This window comes from Streptomyces mangrovi (genome assembly GCF_900114215.1).
GTDB lineage: Bacteria > Actinomycetota > Actinomycetes > Streptomycetales > Streptomycetaceae > Streptomyces > Streptomyces barkulensis.
The window spans coordinates 1-15,805 of the sequence record NZ_FOSG01000020.1 but is presented as its reverse complement, the minus strand read 5'-3'; the positions used below and the strand labels follow the sequence as shown (position 1 = coordinate 15,805).

General features: G+C 71.9%; 17 protein-coding genes, 1 tRNA gene and 1 pseudogene. 5 read left to right on the top strand and 14 right to left on the bottom strand.

The features are described from left to right. Positions 1 to 65: 65 nt before the first annotated feature. A tRNA-Pro gene (locus BM237_RS23080) sits at positions 66 to 139 on the top strand. A 413-nt stretch (positions 140 to 552) separates the two neighbouring features. On the opposite strand, the gene BM237_RS23075 is transcribed toward BM237_RS23080, so the two are convergent. From BM237_RS23075 to BM237_RS23040, 8 genes are all read right to left on the bottom strand, one after another. Further along, a complete protein-coding gene (locus BM237_RS23075; protein WP_093851652.1) occupies positions 553 to 960 on the bottom strand; it encodes a PIN domain nuclease in 408 nt (135 codons plus the stop codon). Further along, on the bottom strand, positions 957 to 1,184 hold the full coding sequence (locus BM237_RS23070; protein ID WP_093851651.1) for a type II toxin-antitoxin system VapB family antitoxin: 228 nt from the start codon (positions 1,182 to 1,184) through the stop codon (positions 957 to 959). The genes BM237_RS23075 and BM237_RS23070 overlap by 4 nt, the downstream gene beginning before the upstream one ends. A gap of 181 nt (positions 1,185 to 1,365) precedes the next feature. Continuing rightward, positions 1,366 to 2,688 carry a 7-cyano-7-deazaguanine synthase gene (locus BM237_RS23065; RefSeq protein ID WP_093851650.1) on the bottom strand — a complete coding sequence of 441 codons (1,323 nt, stop codon included), beginning with the start codon at positions 2,686 to 2,688 and terminating at the stop codon, positions 1,366 to 1,368. Beyond that, positions 2,685 to 3,473: a hypothetical protein gene (locus BM237_RS23060; protein ID WP_139238159.1), complete on the bottom strand. Its 789-nt coding sequence runs from the start codon at positions 3,471 to 3,473 to the stop codon at positions 2,685 to 2,687. The genes BM237_RS23065 and BM237_RS23060 overlap by 4 nt, the downstream gene beginning before the upstream one ends. A 206-nt stretch (positions 3,474 to 3,679) precedes the next feature. Next, the gene (locus tag BM237_RS23055; protein WP_093851648.1) at positions 3,680 to 3,910 is read right to left on the bottom strand and encodes a hypothetical protein; all 231 of its coding nucleotides are present in this window, start codon (positions 3,908 to 3,910) and stop codon (positions 3,680 to 3,682) included. Positions 3,911 to 4,100: 190 nt separating this feature from the next. Next, the gene (locus tag BM237_RS23050; protein WP_093851647.1) at positions 4,101 to 5,261 is read right to left on the bottom strand and encodes a hypothetical protein; all 1,161 of its coding nucleotides are present in this window, start codon (positions 5,259 to 5,261) and stop codon (positions 4,101 to 4,103) included. A 482-nt stretch (positions 5,262 to 5,743) separates the two neighbouring features. Continuing rightward, positions 5,744 to 6,679, bottom strand: a complete 936-nt coding sequence (locus BM237_RS23045) for a hypothetical protein (protein ID WP_093851646.1) — start codon at positions 6,677 to 6,679, stop codon at positions 5,744 to 5,746. A 96-nt stretch (positions 6,680 to 6,775) separates the two neighbouring features. Next, complete coding sequence (locus BM237_RS23040; RefSeq protein ID WP_093851645.1) at positions 6,776 to 7,144, bottom strand: peptidase inhibitor family I36 protein; 369 nt, start codon at positions 7,142 to 7,144, stop codon at positions 6,776 to 6,778. 59 nt (positions 7,145 to 7,203) lie between these two features. Here BM237_RS23040 and BM237_RS30445 point away from each other — a divergent pair. From BM237_RS30445 to BM237_RS23030, 3 genes and pseudogenes are all read left to right on the top strand, one after another. Next, positions 7,204 to 7,599 (top strand): annotated as a pseudogene (locus BM237_RS30445) (helix-turn-helix domain-containing protein); the annotation flags it as partial. 258 nt (positions 7,600 to 7,857) lie between these two features. Further along, positions 7,858 to 8,400: a DUF2690 domain-containing protein gene (locus BM237_RS30095; RefSeq protein ID WP_245793977.1), complete on the top strand. Its 543-nt coding sequence runs from the start codon at positions 7,858 to 7,860 to the stop codon at positions 8,398 to 8,400. A gap of 261 nt (positions 8,401 to 8,661) precedes the next feature. Further along, positions 8,662 to 9,882: a cytochrome P450 gene (locus BM237_RS23030; protein ID WP_093851719.1), complete on the top strand. Its 1,221-nt coding sequence runs from the start codon at positions 8,662 to 8,664 to the stop codon at positions 9,880 to 9,882. Positions 9,883 to 10,053: 171 nt separating this feature from the next. Here the strand turns inward: BM237_RS23030 and BM237_RS23025 are convergent, their stop codons facing one another. The 5 genes from BM237_RS23025 to BM237_RS23005 form a co-directional block, all read right to left on the bottom strand. Next, the gene (locus BM237_RS23025) at positions 10,054 to 11,328 is read right to left on the bottom strand and encodes a cytochrome P450 (RefSeq protein ID WP_093851643.1); all 1,275 of its coding nucleotides are present in this window, start codon (positions 11,326 to 11,328) and stop codon (positions 10,054 to 10,056) included. Then, positions 11,325 to 11,939 (bottom strand): GTP-binding protein, encoded by a 615-nt coding sequence (locus tag BM237_RS23020; RefSeq protein WP_093851642.1) that lies wholly within the window; start codon positions 11,937 to 11,939, stop codon positions 11,325 to 11,327. Before BM237_RS23020 ends, BM237_RS23025 begins: the two co-directional genes overlap by 4 nt. Beyond that, positions 11,920 to 12,279: a DUF742 domain-containing protein gene (locus tag BM237_RS23015; RefSeq protein ID WP_093851641.1), complete on the bottom strand. Its 360-nt coding sequence runs from the start codon at positions 12,277 to 12,279 to the stop codon at positions 11,920 to 11,922. The genes BM237_RS23020 and BM237_RS23015 overlap by 20 nt, the downstream gene beginning before the upstream one ends. Continuing rightward, a complete protein-coding gene (locus tag BM237_RS23010; RefSeq protein WP_093851718.1) occupies positions 12,276 to 12,695 on the bottom strand; it encodes a roadblock/LC7 domain-containing protein in 420 nt (139 codons plus the stop codon). Before BM237_RS23010 ends, BM237_RS23015 begins: the two co-directional genes overlap by 4 nt. A gap of 127 nt (positions 12,696 to 12,822) precedes the next feature. Continuing rightward, complete coding sequence (locus BM237_RS23005; protein WP_093851640.1) at positions 12,823 to 14,550, bottom strand: sensor histidine kinase; 1,728 nt, start codon at positions 14,548 to 14,550, stop codon at positions 12,823 to 12,825. A gap of 225 nt (positions 14,551 to 14,775) precedes the next feature. On the opposite strand from BM237_RS23005, the gene BM237_RS29025 reads away from it, so the two are divergent. Further along, complete coding sequence (locus tag BM237_RS29025) at positions 14,776 to 15,270, top strand: hypothetical protein (RefSeq protein ID WP_139238158.1); 495 nt, start codon at positions 14,776 to 14,778, stop codon at positions 15,268 to 15,270. A 61-nt stretch (positions 15,271 to 15,331) separates the two neighbouring features. Here the strand turns inward: BM237_RS29025 and BM237_RS29415 are convergent. Continuing rightward, the coding region (locus BM237_RS29415; RefSeq protein WP_425443733.1) for a hypothetical protein at positions 15,332 to 15,805 on the bottom strand (474 nt) is incomplete at its 5' end.

Below are 15,805 nucleotides of genomic sequence, written 5' to 3'. Positions count from 1 at the left end.
GCCATACCCCGGAAACCGGATTTCTCCTGAGCGCGGGCGTGGGCTAAAGTAGTCCTCGTTGCACACGGGGTGTGGCGCAGCTTGGCAGCGCGCTTCGTTCGGGACGAAGAGGTCGTGGGTTCAAATCCCGCCACCCCGACAGCCGAAACACCAGGTCAGGGGCCCGATTCGCACAGCGGATCGGGCCCCTGACCGGTTTTCGGGGACCGCCCGCAGCGTTTCCCGGACCAGGTCCCTCGGATGGATGACCGTCTTTGAGGGGTGCCCCAGGACAGAACCTCCGCTCTCCGGAGCGGACGGCCCGGCCACCCCTGTCATGGCTGCCTTCGGCACCACCCTCCACAAGGAGCCGTTCGCGGCCTGCTCGTGGCCGACTTGGCCACAACCGCGTGCCGTCCGGGCCTCAGGCACCCGGACGGCGCTTTCCGGAGCTGCCTCAAATCGACGCGATGTGAGACAGCTGATTCAACTCCTCCTCGCACCGGAGGAGACGCCGTGCAACGGCACATCGAGAAGTTCGGGGGTTCCGGAAGCCAACCGGGAGCCAACCGGCTACCTGATGTCGACCATTCGGACCGGCTGCCCGGTGGTGCGGGCGATGGTCTCGAAGTCCCGGTCGTAGTGCAGCAGCGTGAGTCCGGCTTCTTCCGCGGCCGCGGCCACGAGAAGGTCGACGGCTCCGGCACTGCGGTGCTCACCCTTGGCGGTGAGCTCGCGCTGGACGACGCGGGCGCGCCGGTAGACGCCGTCGGGCATGGGGCACCAGGTGAACTGGTTCAGTCGTCCCTGGATGGCTTCACGGTCCTTCTCGGAACGTGCGGAGTAGAGCACTTCCAGTTCGGTGAGGTCGCACAGGGCGACCAGTCCGGCGCCCATCCGCTGCTCCCAGTCCTCGGTTGCCCGGCGCAGCAGGATGCGGACCAGGGCCGACGTGTCGATGAGGTAGTCGGCCACGCTCACCGGGCGGAGCCACCTCGGTAGTTGCGCTTGTCGAGGAGGAGTTCGGCGTCGAGAGCGCCTTCGTCCGCGAGGTCCTGCAGTTCGTGCAGGGCTCGCAGGCGGCGGTTGCGGGCCACGATCTCCCGCAGGGCGGTGTTGATGGTGTCCCGCTTCGTGGAAGTGCCCAGCTCCTTTGCCGCTGCCTCCAGGGCGTCGTCGTCGAGGTCGATGACGGTTCTGCTCACGAGCACCACCTCATATACATCAAGCAATGTATCAATATACATGAATCAATGTATCACCAAGGTGGGCCAGACCGGCCCTGACGCCTGCGGACCGGCGAGCACACCACGGACAGCAGGAGGCACGGTCCGCCGCCGAGGAGGTCCGGTTCCTTCCGGTGCGAGCGGGTCTCTCCGGTGCCGTCTACCCCGCACCGGCTGCCTCGGCCGCAGCCGCCGGCTGAAGCAGCCGGGTCAGTTCCTCGCGCCCGCGCCTGATGACATCGAGCGCCGATGCCGGGTCCGTACCCGGCGGCAACGGAGTATCGGTGAGCACATCCGTGAGGGTGTACCGGCCGAGCAGCCACCGCTGCAGTGCGCGCCAGTCGGTGCTCCGGTCGAGGGGGAGGTCGTTCGCCCATGGCGATACCTCGTACCGGGTGCCGTCGGTGCCGTTCGCGTGGAGCAGCCCGGAGCGGCGCACCAGGCACGGGAAGCAGACGCCACAGTTGGCGATGGGAGGGCCGCCGCTGCGGCGGGTGGGCGGCTTGCCGCAGCTCAGGGTGGATTCCAGGTCCGACGAGGTGAGGCCCGCGTCACGCCCTGCCCTGCACACCTCGCCTTTCGTCAGCTGCGCCAAGGGGTTGACCACCCGTACCGCGCTCCCGGCGTCGCCCACGGCGGCGAGCAGGGTGTTCAGGCGGTCCAGCGTCCGCGGGTGCACGGAACGAGTGGAGCAGGCGGCCGAACGCGCAGCCGTCAGGGGCGGGTTGAGGGCGAGCTGGCCGTTCTCGGGGATGTGGACGGTGGCCACTCCGTGCGCGGTGGCGGCACGAATCGCTCCCGCCGCGTACAGCAGGCCGCGGGTGCGGGAGGAGGTCTCCAGCCGCAGCCCGGTGCCGTCGCCCGCCGGGGTCTGGCTCATCGGCAGCAGCATCACCGGCCGTGCTCCGCCCAGCCGCTCGACGGCCTTGTACACCCGCTGCTGGAGACGCAACAGGCCGATCTCACGGAACATGACGAGCAGCAGCGGCCGGGAGTCGTCGGCGCGCGAGCGGGTGGCGGCCCAGCTGAGGGAATCCAGTCCACCGGAGAAAAGCGCGACTTCCGAGGCCCGGGGGTCGTCGGGGAAGATCATCGCTTCCTCGACCCGGTGGCCGGTGAGAGGCCGGAAGTCCACACTCCAAAGGTCCCCGGTAAGAGTCCGGAGGAGTGCGGTGAAGTGGGTACGGACGGCTGCACTCTGCCACCGCTCGTGTTCTGCGACGGGCACGGTGAGGCTGATGCGGCGGGTCCACCGGTCCCGGACGCCGGTCCGGCGTACGTATTTGTCGGCGATGAACGAGGCCCTGGCGACGCGGAACAGGTCCTCGGCCCAGTCGGGGACCGGACCGGGCAGGTGGTGCCGGCCGGTGATGCGGCGCTCCTTCTCCTGGAAGGCTTCCTCGCCGATCTCCTTCCAGCGGGCATCGTGCGGCCGATCCCCGCGGTGGCCACGCCACCAGAGGAAATGGTCGGAACCGGTCATGCCGCGGCTCCCTCTTCCCCGGTGGTCTCGTCAGTGATCAGGCCGAGTACCCTGCCGACCGCCCGCGGTACCAGTGACTGGGCGATCTTGGGCAGCACGGCTGACGGATCCTGCGCACCGCCCACCACCGACTGTGCGATCTCCACGGTCCCTGCGAGATCCGTCGCTTCAGCGGCCACCTCGCAGGGATTCGGCACCAGGTCCACCGTCTTCTCCGCGACCCAGTCGGCGATCCTGCCTTCCGGATCGGTCACGATGAGCACCGGCACTGCCAGCTTGACGTGCTCGGCGACAACGGACCGGAGGAATTCCCCCACCATGTCGGCGAAGAACATCTGGTAGAGATCGCACAGGATGTCCCAGGCGAAGCCGCCGCGTGCGACACCCGCCTCCAGTGCGTCGTCCAGCTCTGGGTGCCTGTCGCGGACATCGCGGACCGCAGCGGCCACCCCCCTGCGCACCGCGGCGTCGGCGAGTGTGCCGCCGTCTCCGCCGACCTCGGAGACGAGACGTGCGACAAGCGCGTCCGCCGACTCGGCACCCTCGGCGGCCAGCGGGCTCAGGGCCCCGGCGAGCCGCTCACCAGCTGCACAGGCCGTGTCGTACAACCCGAAAGCCGATCGATCGGCACGGAGCGTCTCGTGCAGGGCACGCAGATGGTCCGCGGCGATCTCCTCCAGCCGCCGGTCCGCGTTGCGTGAGTCCGCCCGCCAGCGCGCCAGCCGTCTCGCAGCAGAGTTCCACCGCTCGCCGTTCGGCCCTCGCCATCGCGTGGACGTCCCCACACCACACCCCCAGCCCGATGGTGTCCCTTCCCGCTCTCCCAGCCATGGCATCAGACCGGGCCATCCCCAGAAAGGGCGCGACTCGGCCAGGGCGGCGCGGACCGGACTGGGAGCCGACCTCGTTCCCCGGTTCCCAGGCCACGGCGTGCCAGGAGCGATGCCGGGGGAGAAGAGCGGGAGCCGGGACAGGCGGCCGCCGCAGCGGTTCAGTCGGCCGCGCGGCGGTACTCCACGGGCCTCTCGCCGGTCTTCACGACGACCCCGGCATCGGCGAGGTCCCGGAGCACCTGGCGTGCCCGCTTCTCCCCGGACGCCACGTCGGCTGGGCGGTATCCCGCTCCGAACAGGGCTGTCAGAGCGCGCTCGGCGTTCCAGGTACCGCCCAGGGCCTGTATGGCCTCGGTGAGGGACTCGGCGTGTGTCGGCCTGCTGCTCACATGTCCTCCCGCGCTGCCCGGCGACTCGCCCCACGGTAAGGGCCGGCCGGTGGTGGTCTCGGGATTTTCGGACAGTCGGACAGGGCGTCGACCACACCGGGCAGACCCTCGTGGTTGAAGCGGGCGGCCAGGGCGCGGAACCCGTCCGGAGGCCGGCTCCGGTGACAGGGCTTGCTCATCGGCGGCCCTGTCACCGGGGCTCGGCAGGATCCTTGGTGGAGGCGGTGGTATCGACGGCCTCCGCGCGGCCCGCGGCCGCCCGCAGCGTCACGGCAGCCGCGATTCCCGCCGCCAGGCCGAAGGTCAGGGCGGCCGGGACGCCGTCGCCGAGGCGGGCGGACAGGTGCAGCAGCCCCCAGCGCAGGCCCGCCCCGCCGTCCAGCGCCATCCGCAGCAACTGGCTCGCCAGCAGCCCGAGGACGGTCGCGCAGACCGCGCAGACCGCCATCGCCGGGACGGTGGCCCGGGTCAGCAGCCCGGGCAGCAGGCGCAGTGCCCACCACACCACGGCGAGCAGCAGCACATCGGCGGCGCGGTACAGGAGCCAGTCGCCCGGCGAGGCCCCCGACGGGCCAGCCCAGGCGCCCAGCAGCAGCCACTGGCGCAGGAGTTCGCCCGGCTCGGCGAACATCCCGCCACCGGTGAAGGCCGTCTGGATGGTGGCGGCGACCGGCTGGTACGACAGGAGCACCAGAGAGATCGCGACCACCGCGGTCCCGGCGCTCGCGGCCAGGCGGGCAGCACGCGCGGGAACGGCCTGACGCGGCAGCGGACCGGCGCCCTTGGCGGTGATCCGCGCCACCAGCGCCACCACCGCCGCCACGACCAGCGCGGCCGGCACCAGGATCTGCCGCCCGGAGGCGATCACCCCCGCCAGCTGAGGCAGGAAACGGTAACTGCCGTGCCCCTGCGCGGCGATCTGCCACGGTGCGGAGACGGCCATCGCCGACACCCCGGCCACCAGGCCCCAGGTCCACACCGCGAGCAGCGCGGCCGGCATCCGGCCGTGCACCGGCGGCAGCCTGCGCACCAGGAGCAGCGCCCCGGGCACGAAGAAGGCGAAGAGTGCGCCGAACCGGATCCGCATCGCGGTCGTGTACAGGGAGAGGTAGCGGTCATCGCCGCCCTCGTCCGGGCCGCCGGACGCCCCGGCACCGGACCGGATCGAGGCCGGGGGATCGTACGACCAGGGAGTGAGCCAGCGTTCGAGCTCGGCGGCGGCCCGGCCGCCGAGCACGTCGGTGGCGCCCGGCAGGTGCAGCGCGTGCGCGCTCGCCCCCGCCCACCACAGAAGCGCCGTGAGCAGCAGCCCTCCGAGCAGTGCCGGTAACGTCGCTCGCCGGTATGCCATGTGCTCCCCCGTCCTGGTCGCGCGCGCCCCGTGAATCCCCGGCCAGGTGGAGGCTACGGGGTGCCGGTCACATGGGGATCACGGTCGTACGCCGGACCGCACGGGTGACGGGTACGCCGACGCGGTCCGGGAAGCCGGGGCGCGTCAGTCGGCGGTGTCCCGCTTCGTGGAGGTGCCCAGCTCCTTCCCCACGGCCTCCTGGACGAGGAGAGGATCTGGGCCTTCGGGCGGTCCTGGGCATGGCCGTGGTCCTGGTGGGCGTCGGGGTGACACGGCGGAACGGGGCGTTCTCCGGCGGACTCCGAGTGTGGCCGGTGCACCACGAGCTGACCGGAAGGACGGTCCATACCGAGCCCTTCCATGTCTCCCGGTCCGGAGCCGCACGTCGTACGGAGCGACCGGGGCGGGCGCGACCGGGGGCGGGCCGGGAGGCGGCCGCTCCCGGCCGGACCCGTTGCGCGGCCGGCCGGGGCGCGGGCTCGTCACAGCCGGCGTTTGGCCCGTTCCAGGGCTCCGGCATAACCGGCCAGCTGCTTTCGGTGCTTGTCGGCCATGGGCCGCTCGACCGTGCGCTGGGCGGTGGAGACCGCCTCCCACAGCTCGCTCTCCCGCTGGCAGCGGGCGTCGTCCCGCGCCACGGCGAGTTCGTACTCGGCCGCCGACCGCAGTGCCCGGCCGTCCCCCTCCCCGGCCCGGGCCTTCGCCGCCTCCGTCCGCTTCCCGACCAGTTCCGTGGCGGCGGGTCCGTCGGGGACGGAGTGCCCGGCTCCGGCCATGCACGAGGCCCACCGCTTCCTGGCCCGCTCGACCTCACCGGTCCGCTCGACGTTCTCGACGACCCGGTTCGCGAGGAACTGGTACGTGTACATCAGCCGGTCCCAGTCCTGGCCGTACAGCTTCTCGCCGGCCCGGAACTGACATCCGTCGGTGTTCACCGTGAAGGACTCGCCCGTGGGGAGGCGGACCGTCCTGCGATGCTCATCGGTGCCGGTCAGCGCCTTCTCGAACGCCTCCTCGTCCTCGCCGACGTCCCGGGCGGGCTCCGCCCCGGTGGAGGGGTCGCCCCGGAGCACCGGGCCCGTGATGCCGTACCCCTCCCTGGCCGCGAAGTCCTCGGTGAGCAGCCCGTACGGGTTCCAGGCGGGCGTCTCGTCGCCGGCGGCGGACGGTGACGGGAGGTCCAGCGGCTCGACCTCGACGCCCCTGTCGGCCAGGCAGTCGTCCACCAGCCGGCGTTCCGTGCGGTCCAGCCGGCTCTGCTCGCCGTTCGTCAAGGCCGGTACGCGGTCCCCGAAGGGCACCACGACGTCCGTCTGCGAACGCGAACCGGCCGCGGACGTACCGGAGTCGCCGTCGCCGCAGGCCGCGGCGCCCGTCAGGACGAGCAGAAGCACGGCTCCGCCGGTCCGGGTCCTCATACATGTCTCCTCGGGATACTCGGTACGGCGGCGCCCGGCCCGGCCGCCCCCTCTCGCGTCCGGGCCGGGCGCCGTCAGGCCGGCGGATGCGGCCGGTCAGCACCAGCGGTTCGAGCCCGCGCCGTTCCTGAGAACGCTGTTCGAGGTGTCGTGCAGCTGGTAGCCGATCTTGAAGACCACGGAGGAGCCCGTGTAGTTGGTCCCGGCCCAGACGCGCACGCTGCAGCTCGTTCCGTTGTTGTACATGGAACGGGAGTTGGCGAACTTGTAGTACTGGCGCAGGTTGGAGTTGTCGTAGGCCACCTTCCCGGGGAGGCCCGAGAAGTTCGTGGTGGCCCACGAGCACAGGTACGTCTTGGGGCAGTCCGACTTCGCGGCCTGCGCGGTGCCGGCCGTGGCCAGCATTCCGCCTCCCGCGAGGGCGACGGTGGAAGCGACCGCGGCAATTCGGGTACTGAACCGCATACGTGATTCCTCTCCTGTGATCCGGTAATTGCACCGGGCCGTTCGGCCGGCGGCACGGAATGAAGTTATGGGTCCCGCTCCCGGCCATGGAAGCGTCTTTCGGGATCCCGAGCGGGAACGGGACGTCCCGGGACACGTCACACTCCCGACCTCGGTACCCGTTGGAGCGGCGGCCGGGCCTGGGAAAGAATGAGGGTCCCCGTCTCGCCTCACCTCCAGACAAGGGGAATTCCCATTCCATGACAGACATTCACGAAAAGGACGAGCCACACCACGAGCCACACAGCTCCCTGGCGGAGCGGTTGCGCTTCCTGCGTACGCACAGCGGTCTGACCATCAGCGCTCTGGCCGGGCGGACCTCCTACAGCCGGTCCTCCTGGGAGCGGTACCTCAACGGCAAGTCCTTGCCGCCGAGGACGGCGATCACCGAGTTCGCGGCAGTCGTCGGAGTCGCTCCGCACCCCCTCCTGCGGCTGAGGACGGAGGAGGGGCACCGGGGACCGGCGGCGCACAGGAGCCCCGGGGAGACCCCGCCGCGCGGCAGTCCCGCGCCCGGAAGAGAGCCGGCCGGGGACAGGCCCGTCCCGGGAGACGCCGGAACCGACCCCTCCCGGAATTCGGAGGAATCGCAGCCCACGGCGCCGGACGAAAAGTCCGCACCGGGCCATGGAAATCAGACGAGAACGACTCTGGTTTCCGCGGTTCTCGTTTTCGTGGCACTGGTCACCGGGATAATGATCGGAGGATGGTTCTTCGGCGGGAATGAACCAGCCGGCCAGGACCGGCGGAGCGCGGGTGCCGAACCCGGGTGCACGGAGTACGAATGCCGGGACAAGGATTCACAGCGGCTGGGCTGTCATATAGGGGCGTGGACCGCGGCGGCGACCTGGTCCGGCCGTACCTACATCGAACTGCGCTACAGCCCGCGGTGCCGGGCCGCCTGGGCCCGGATCACGGACGCGGAGGTCGGTGACACCGCCAGGGTGGAGGGGCCCAAGGGCGTGCACAACCAGCGCTCGGTGACCTACGAGAACGACACCTACTCGCCCATGGTCGAGGCGGCCTACCCGGCCGCCGCGCGGGCCTGCGGGGTGGTGAGGGGCAAGGAGGTCTGCACCCCGCAGGGCGGTTCCTCGCCGCTGCCTCCCGCGCTCACCGACGAACGCGAGCCGGCCCGCAAGGCCGCACCGACGGAGAGCGGCACGGAGACGGGCACGGAAACAGGCACGGAAAAGGGGGCGGGGACGAGCGGATAGCCGACGCCGGACGGGCGGTCCGCCGGGAGAAGCCGTGGCCTGCGCGATACGCCGGACCGCCCCGCGTCCGGGGCCCGCCGGATGGCGGGTGTTCGGGAGAGCAACGGTCGCGCGCGGCGGTGGATGGCTTGAAATAGCCGTTCTGACAAGGATTCTGACGCTGCATATGTGATGTGCATGTGCTTTGGCAAGGCTGTTCCAGTCGGCGGATGATCAATACCCTGAGCCTGTCTGCCCGTCACGTCTTCGATGGAGCTCGCCTTGGCCAGCACACAGCAGTTCCCCGACATACTCTCGCCCGAGTTCGCCGCCGACCCCTACAGCGCCTACCGCGTGATGCGCGAGAGCGCCCCGCTGATCTGGCACGAAGCCACCCGCAGCTACATCGTCTCCCGCTACGAGGACGTGGAGCGGGCGTTCAAGGACGGAACGTCGTTCACCACCGACAACTACGAGTGGCAGATCGAGCCGGTGCACGGGAAGACGATCCTCCAGCTCAGCGGCCGCGAGCACGCGGTGCGCCGGGCTCTGGTGGCCCCCGCCTTCCGCGGCAGCGACCTGCGGGACAAGTTCCTGCCGGTCATCGAGCGCAACTCGCGCGACCTCATCGACGCCTTCCGCCACACCGGCAGGGTGGATCTGGTGGACGCCTACGCCACCCGCTTCCCCGTCAACGTCATCGCCGACATGCTGGGTCTGGACAAGGCCGACCACCCCAGGTTCCACCGCTGGTACACCTCGGTGATCGCCTTCCTGGGCAACCTCTCCGGCGACCCGGAGGTGACCGCGGACGGCGAGCGCACCCGGGTGGAGTTCGCCGAGTACATGATCCCCATCATCCGGGAGCGCCGCGAGAACCTGGGCGACGACCTGCTGTCCACGCTGTGCGCCGCCGAGGTTGACGGCGTGCGGATGAGCGACGAGGACATCAAGGCGTTCTGCAGTCTGCTGCTGGCCGCCGGTGGGGAGACCACCGACAAGGCGATCGCCGCCATCTTCGCCAATCTGCTGGCCCACCCCGAGCAGCTCGCCGCCGTACGGGAGGACCGCTCCCTGATCGACCGGGCGTTCGCCGAGACCCTGCGCTACACCCCGCCCGTCCACATGATCATGCGGCAGACCGCGCAGGACGTGGAGGTCGGCGGGGGCACGATTCCGGCCGGGGCGACCGTCACCTGCCTGATCGGCGCCGCCAACCGCGACCCGGGCCACTACAAGGAGCCCGACTCCTTCGACATCTTCCGCGACGACCTGACGTCCACCACCGCCTTCTCCGCCGCCGCCGACCACCTGGCCTTCGCGCTGGGCCGGCACTTCTGCGTCGGGGCGCTGCTGGCCAAGGCCGAGGTCGAGATCGGCGTCAACCAGCTGCTGGACGCCATGCCGGACATGCGGCTGGCCGACGGCGCCGAGATCGCCGAGCAGGGCGTGTTCACCCGCGGCCCCAAGGAGGTCCCGGTGGTGTTCACCCCCGCCGCCTGACCGGCCGGGAGGGGAAGCCGGAGCAGGTCCGGGAACGGCCGTGCCGCCGCCGGAACGATGAGTTCCGGCGGCAGCGCGGGCGGCTTGTACGGGGTCGGCTGCACGTGCGGTCGTACGACCGCACGGCCGGCTGCACGAGCCACCGGGCGCAGGCCCCGGCGCGGGGACCGACTACACCACGGGTGTGAAGGCGACCGGCAGGGAGGTCAGCCCCCGCATCCAGACGGACGGCCGCCAGGTCAGCTCCTCCGGCTCCACCGCCAGGACGATGTCCGGCAGCCGCTCCAGCAGCGTCTCCACCGCGGTGCGGGCGATGACGTCGGCCAGCTGGGGGGCGGGGTAGGGGCAGCGGTGCTCGCCGTTGCTGAAGCTCAGGTGGGCGGAGTTGACCTGCGCCCCGACGTGCCCCTCGGGCCAGATCTGCGGGTCGGTGTTGGCCGCGGCCAGCCCCAGGACCAGGCAGTCGCCGGCCCTGATCTGCCGGCCGCCGAGCTGGATGTCGCGGACCGCCCAGCGGCCGATGAAGTTCTGCGTGGGGGTGTCCAGCCACAGCACCTCGTTGAGCGCCTGGCCCACGCTCACCCGGCCGCCGGAGACGTTGACGGCGAAGCGGTCGTCGGTGAGCAGCAGCCGCAGGGTGTTGCCGATCCAGTTGCCGGTGGGCTGCTGGGCGGCGGCGATGATGGAGATCAGGTCCTGCACGATCTCCTCGTCGGTCAGCCCGGCCGGGTCGGCGATCATGCGGGAGGTGACGTCCGGGCCGGGATCCTCGCGCTTCTCCGCGACCAGCCGCTGGATGCGCTCCTGGACGCGGACGTAGGCGGCGACCGGGTCGTCGCCCTCCGAGGCGTCCAGGGACATCCGCAGATCCTCGACCAGCTCGTCGGTGTCGGCTCCCTCCAGCGGCATGCCGCACATCCGGACCGCCGCGCGCATCGGCAGGGCGTGGGCGTAGGCGGACATCAGCTCCGCCTGTCCGCTGCCCGCGAACTCGGCGAGGAGCTGTCCGGCGATCTCCTGGCAGTCCTGGGAGAACTCCAGCTGGTCGATCTCCTCCAGGGCCGCGCTGATGACGCCCGCCCGGCGCTGGTGCTCGGCCCCCTCCGTGAACAGCACCGACGGCTGGTAGCCGACGAACGGCATCAGCGGCCAGTCGGCGGGGATGGCGGGCCACTGGTTCCAGCGCCGCGAGTCCCGGGCGAACAGCTCGTCGTGGCTGGTGACGTAGGAGACCTCGGCGTATCCGAGCACCAGCCAGGCGGGGATGCCGCCGTCCAGCACCACGGGGGCGACCGTGCCGTGGTCGCGGCGCAGCGCCCGGTAGAGCTGGAAGGGGGTCTGCTGGTACTCCAGGCCGCTGAGCGGAACGGCGTCGGGGTGGGCCGCGGGACACCCGGACGGCGGCGCGGCGGTGCCCTGGGCGGACTGGTCGGGCTGGTCGGTCATGCGGTCATCTCCCGTGCCAGTGCCTGCTGGTAGAGGTGGTCGACGAGGGTGATCAGCACGTTCTTGCCGGAATCGCGCAGCCGGGCGTCGCAGTCGACCAGCGGCACGTCCTCCGGCAGGTCCAGAGCCTGGCGGATCTCGTCCAGGGAGAAGCGCGAGCCGTCCTCGTCGAACCGGTTGACGGCCACCACGAACGGGGTCCCGTGGTACTCCAGCCGGTCGATCGCGTACCAGGAGTCGGCCATCCGCCGGGTGTCCACCAGCACCACCGCGCCGAGCGTCCCGGAGAACAGCCGGTCCCACAGGAACCAGAAGCGCTCCTGCCCGGGCGCCCCGAACAGGTACAGCACGGTCTGCTCGTTGAGGCTGATCCGGCCGAAGTCGAACGCCACCGTGGTGGTGCTCTTGTTCCGCAGGCCGGCGACATCGTCCACCCCGGCGCCGGCCTGGGTCATGACCTCCTCGGTGTTGAGGGGGCGGATCTCGCTGACGGATCTGACCAGCGTCGTCTTTCCGACACCGAAGCCGCCCACTATGACGATCTTCAGTCCGGTCTCGGCGGCGTCCGCGAGCGGCATGCGCGCCGGGGCCTCAGAGGTTGCGGAGTCCAATGAGCACCTCCTTCAACAGGGCGGATTCGGGCGCGTCGCCGTGCGCTGCGGACGGACGCGGGTTCCGTGCGGTGATGCGTCCGGAGGCGAGCAGGTCGCCGAGGAGGATCTTCACCACGGTGATGGGCAGGCGCAGATCGGCCGCGATCTCGACCACCGCGGTGGGGTGGCCGCACAGCTCCAGGATGCGTACGTGCTCCGACTGCATGCCCTCCGTCGGCCGGCACTCGCTGACGATGAGCGTGACCAGGTCCAGCCCGGCCTCCTCGCCCCGGCTGCGCCCGCCCGTGACGGTGTAGAGCCGGTGGGGGTCGCCGATGTCGACGGGTTTGCGGATCATGACGGGACGCCGCCCTCGGCCGGCTTGCGGGGCTCGGCGCGCAGGTGCTCGCCGATCTGCTCGACCATCTCGTCCATCTGGTGGCCGACCACACCGGGGTCGGCGCTGTCGTCGGCGACGACGGCCAGATGGGCGCCCTCACCGGCCTCGACGATGAACAGCAGGCCGCCGTGGAACTCCGTCATCGAGTGCCGCACGCCTCCACTCCCGTCGCCGAACTCCACGGAGGCTCCCTGTGCCAGGGCCTGCATGCCGGAGGAGATGGCCGCGAGCTGGTCGGCCCGGTCCAGGGTCAGACTGCTGCTCCAGCACAGCTTGAGCCCGTCGCGGGAGAGCACCAGGGCGTGTCGGGTCCCGGGAGTGCGGTTGAGCAGGCTCTCGAGAAGCCAGGTCAGGCTGTTGTCGGTGGTCTCCATGATCTGCATCGGGCTTTCTCGGGCCGACTGTCCGGCCACCGGCCCGTGCCTCCAATCTCACGGTCTTCGCTGGGGGTGGGGCGCCCGCTGGTCGGGCGGGCGCCCCGGGTGGGTCGGGGAGGCGCGCCTACTCGGAGGGGTTCTCGGGGCGCCTGGAGCGGTGGAACGCCCCGAAGCTCGCTCCGGCGTCACGGGCGGGGCGCTTCCGCTGCGGAAGACCGGCGGAGGCGTCGGCCGCCCGCTCGCGGGCGCGGTCGGCCCGGGCCAGGGTGCGGCCCCGGGGGCGCACCGGCAGCCCGTGGGTGGTCTCCCCCGCCGCGGGCGCCGGGGTCCCGGCGGTGTCCGGCGGTACGGACGCGGCGGTGGGTCCGGCCGTACCGGCCGCAGTGGCCGTACCGATCGGAGTGGCCGTACCGGCGGGGGCGGCGGGGAGGGCGGGCCCGGCGGCGGGCGCCTGGGTCTGCCGCGGGGCCCTGGCGGCCGGCACCACGGCCGCGGGCGGGGCCTCGGCGCGCTGCTGGGCCAGCAGGTGCGGCGGCAGCAGGACCACCACACCGGTGCCGCCCCGGGACGAGGGCCGGTAGCTCACGGAGATGCCGTACTTGTGGGCCAGCAGTCCCACCACGGCCAGGCCGAGCCGGGTGCCCTGGAGGTGGGCGAGGTCGGTCGAGTCGCCGGAGACGGCCTTCTCCGCGCGGCGCATCGCGGCGTCGGACATGCGCAGTCCGCTGTCCTCGATGGTCACCACGAGACCCGCGGTGCGCTCCTCGACGTAGACGTTGACCTCGTCGATGGGCGGGGAGAAGTTCGCCGCGTTGTCGATGAGCTCCGCGAGCAGGTGCATCACGCCCTCGGCGGCGAACCCGGCGATCGCGGTGGAGCTGGCGCAGTGCATGCGGACCCGCTGGTAGGCCGCGATGCGTCCCACCGCGCCGCGCAGGATGCTCTCCATGACGATCGGCTTGTTCCAGGCCCGGCTGGCGCGGCCGCCCATCAGCAGGGCCAGACGGTCGGTGAGCAGCCCGACCTGCGAGGTGCTGTGGTCCAGCCTGAGCAGGTCGCCGAAGACCTCCTCCCCGTGGCGCTCCTGCATCTCGCGCAGGTCCGCCAGCATGCTCACGGCAGCCGCCTGCACCCGGCTGAGGGCCTTGGTGCCGGCCGTCCGGGCGGCGGCGGACCGCCGCTCACTGGTCGCGTACTCCCGGATCACGAACTCCGTCAGGACGGCCAGCCGCTCGTCGTCGGGGCGCGGCACCTTCGCCAGGGCCGTGCCCGCCGAGGCGCCGCCGCGCAGCCGCTCGAAGGCCCCGGGCAGGACGTTGGCGAGGAGGTCGTCCACACCGTCCGCCAGCGCCTGTGCCCGCCGGGCCGCCTCGTCCCGCTCGGCCTGCGCGGACAGCCGCTGACCGGTGGCGGAGGAGACCTCGTACGCGAAGGAGTGGAGGAGCCGCTGGAGCGGGGGGTCCTCCGGGACGGGCATCCCGGCCAGCGCGTCCTCCGGCCGCGCGCCGGCCCGCAGCCGCTCGGCGACCGCCGGCAGCACGGAGTCGGCCAGGTGCGCGGTGTACGCCTGCCGCTGCTCGGCCCGGTGGCGCAGCGCCGCGGTCTCGGTCGCCGCGCTCAAGGAGGCGGTGGTCATCCGCTGCACCCTCAGGAAGACGGCGAGGAAGGCCGCGACGGCCACGGCTCCGGCCACCGCGATCACGCCCAGCACCCAGGGGCGCGTGCTGTCGGGGGCCGCGGCGGCGCCCGCCGCGCCGCCCGCCACGAGCGCCGTCAGACCGATGGCGAGTAAGGCGAGGGGCAGGCGTCCTCCGGGCACTCGGTGCTGGCCGGGGGCGGCAGGATCTGACATCGCGCAATCCCTGTGGCTGTGTGGGGGCGAGTGATGCGGTTCGGAAGACAAACGACGGCCGAAAGCCCGCTGAAAGAAGGGAAGTTGCCTTCTCGTGCGATTGCCTTCGTCATAGTAACCATGCATCACACAGCGCGTGTGCCGAGTCTGTGGAGAGGTGCTTGGGCCGTTCCGCCGCGGGGGGCATGATGGGGTGCGACCACAACCTTCCCGGGGGGATCCTTCATGCGCGTACGCGGTACGGCCGCCGTCTTACCGGTTGTCACCACCGCCCTGCTCCTGACCACCGCGTGCGTCGGCGGGGGCGGACCGGGAGGGGGCGGACCGGGCGGCGGCGAGGGCCCGCCTCCGCCCTCCTCCACACCGTCCGGGCCCCCTCCTCCCACTCCTCCGGACCCCGGGGTCGTCGCCGCGCTGAAGGAGGCGGTGGGCCGGTACGTCGAGGCCTACTACGAGCCGGACGCCGGGGCCGTGTACGCGATGTACTCGGCCCGCTGCCGCCGGGAGGTGGCCGAGGAGGTGGTCGCCGGGGCCCTGGAGCGGGCGGCGGAGGCGAACACCGAGGGCAGGCGGTACACCATGGAGCGGTTCTCCGCCGACGAGTTCTGGGGCGAGGACACCGCGTACGTGACGTACGGCGTGGGCGATGAGCCGAGGTTCGACCACCACAAGCAGCAGTGGGCCCGCGAGAAGGGCGACTGGCGGTACGACGGCTGCTGAGCCGGGTCGCCGGGCCCGGGTCCGTCCCCGGCCGCCCCCGTGACGCGGCCGGGGACGGGGGTCACCGGGCGGGGTCCGCCCCGTCGCCGCGGGTGTCGTCACGGGCCTCGCCGCGGGTGTCGTTGCGTGCCAGGACGGCGCCGTCGGGGCCGTACGCGGTGACGGTGACACGGGTGCCGAGCCCGGTACGGCCCGCGTCGACGTGGTACACGCCCCAGCCCGGGTCACCGGGCAGCCGCGCCATCCCCGCCTCCCAGGTGCGGCCGCCGGCCGTCACCGTGATGCGGGCCGGTTCGGTCTCCGTGCGGAAGGCGCCCGTGTAGAGGACGGCCCCTTCCGGGGTGGAGCTGTGGCCGAAGCTGAGGCCGTCGGGGCGGATGCTGTCGCCCACCATGCCCTTGGCGTGCTCGACGTCCTCCCGGAAGGCCTCCGGGCCGCCCCAGGACACCACGTAGTTCTGCCTGCCCTCCGGCAGCAGGCCCATCAGCGCGCCCTGACCGATCTCCACCGGCTCGTACGGCCGCACCACCCGCAC

Coding starts and splice junctions, on each gene's coding strand:
- BM237_RS23005 (WP_093851640.1), bottom strand. CDS start 14,550: ATGTCAGATCCTGCCGCCCCCGGCCAGCACCGAGTGCCCGGAGGACGC.
- BM237_RS23045 (WP_093851646.1), bottom strand. CDS start 6,679: ATGAGGACCCGGACCGGCGGAGCCGTGCTTCTGCTCGTCCTGACGGGC.
- BM237_RS23040 (WP_093851645.1), bottom strand. CDS start 7,144: ATGCGGTTCAGTACCCGAATTGCCGCGGTCGCTTCCACCGTCGCCCTC.
- BM237_RS23065 (WP_093851650.1), bottom strand. CDS start 2,688: ATGACCGGTTCCGACCATTTCCTCTGGTGGCGTGGCCACCGCGGGGAT.
- BM237_RS29025 (WP_139238158.1), top strand. CDS start 14,776: ATGCGCGTACGCGGTACGGCCGCCGTCTTACCGGTTGTCACCACCGCC.
- BM237_RS23050 (WP_093851647.1), bottom strand. CDS start 5,261: ATGGCATACCGGCGAGCGACGTTACCGGCACTGCTCGGAGGGCTGCTG.
- BM237_RS23025 (WP_093851643.1), bottom strand. CDS start 11,328: ATGACCGACCAGCCCGACCAGTCCGCCCAGGGCACCGCCGCGCCGCCG.
- BM237_RS23010 (WP_093851718.1), bottom strand. CDS start 12,695: ATGGAGACCACCGACAACAGCCTGACCTGGCTTCTCGAGAGCCTGCTC.
- BM237_RS23015 (WP_093851641.1), bottom strand. CDS start 12,279: ATGATCCGCAAACCCGTCGACATCGGCGACCCCCACCGGCTCTACACC.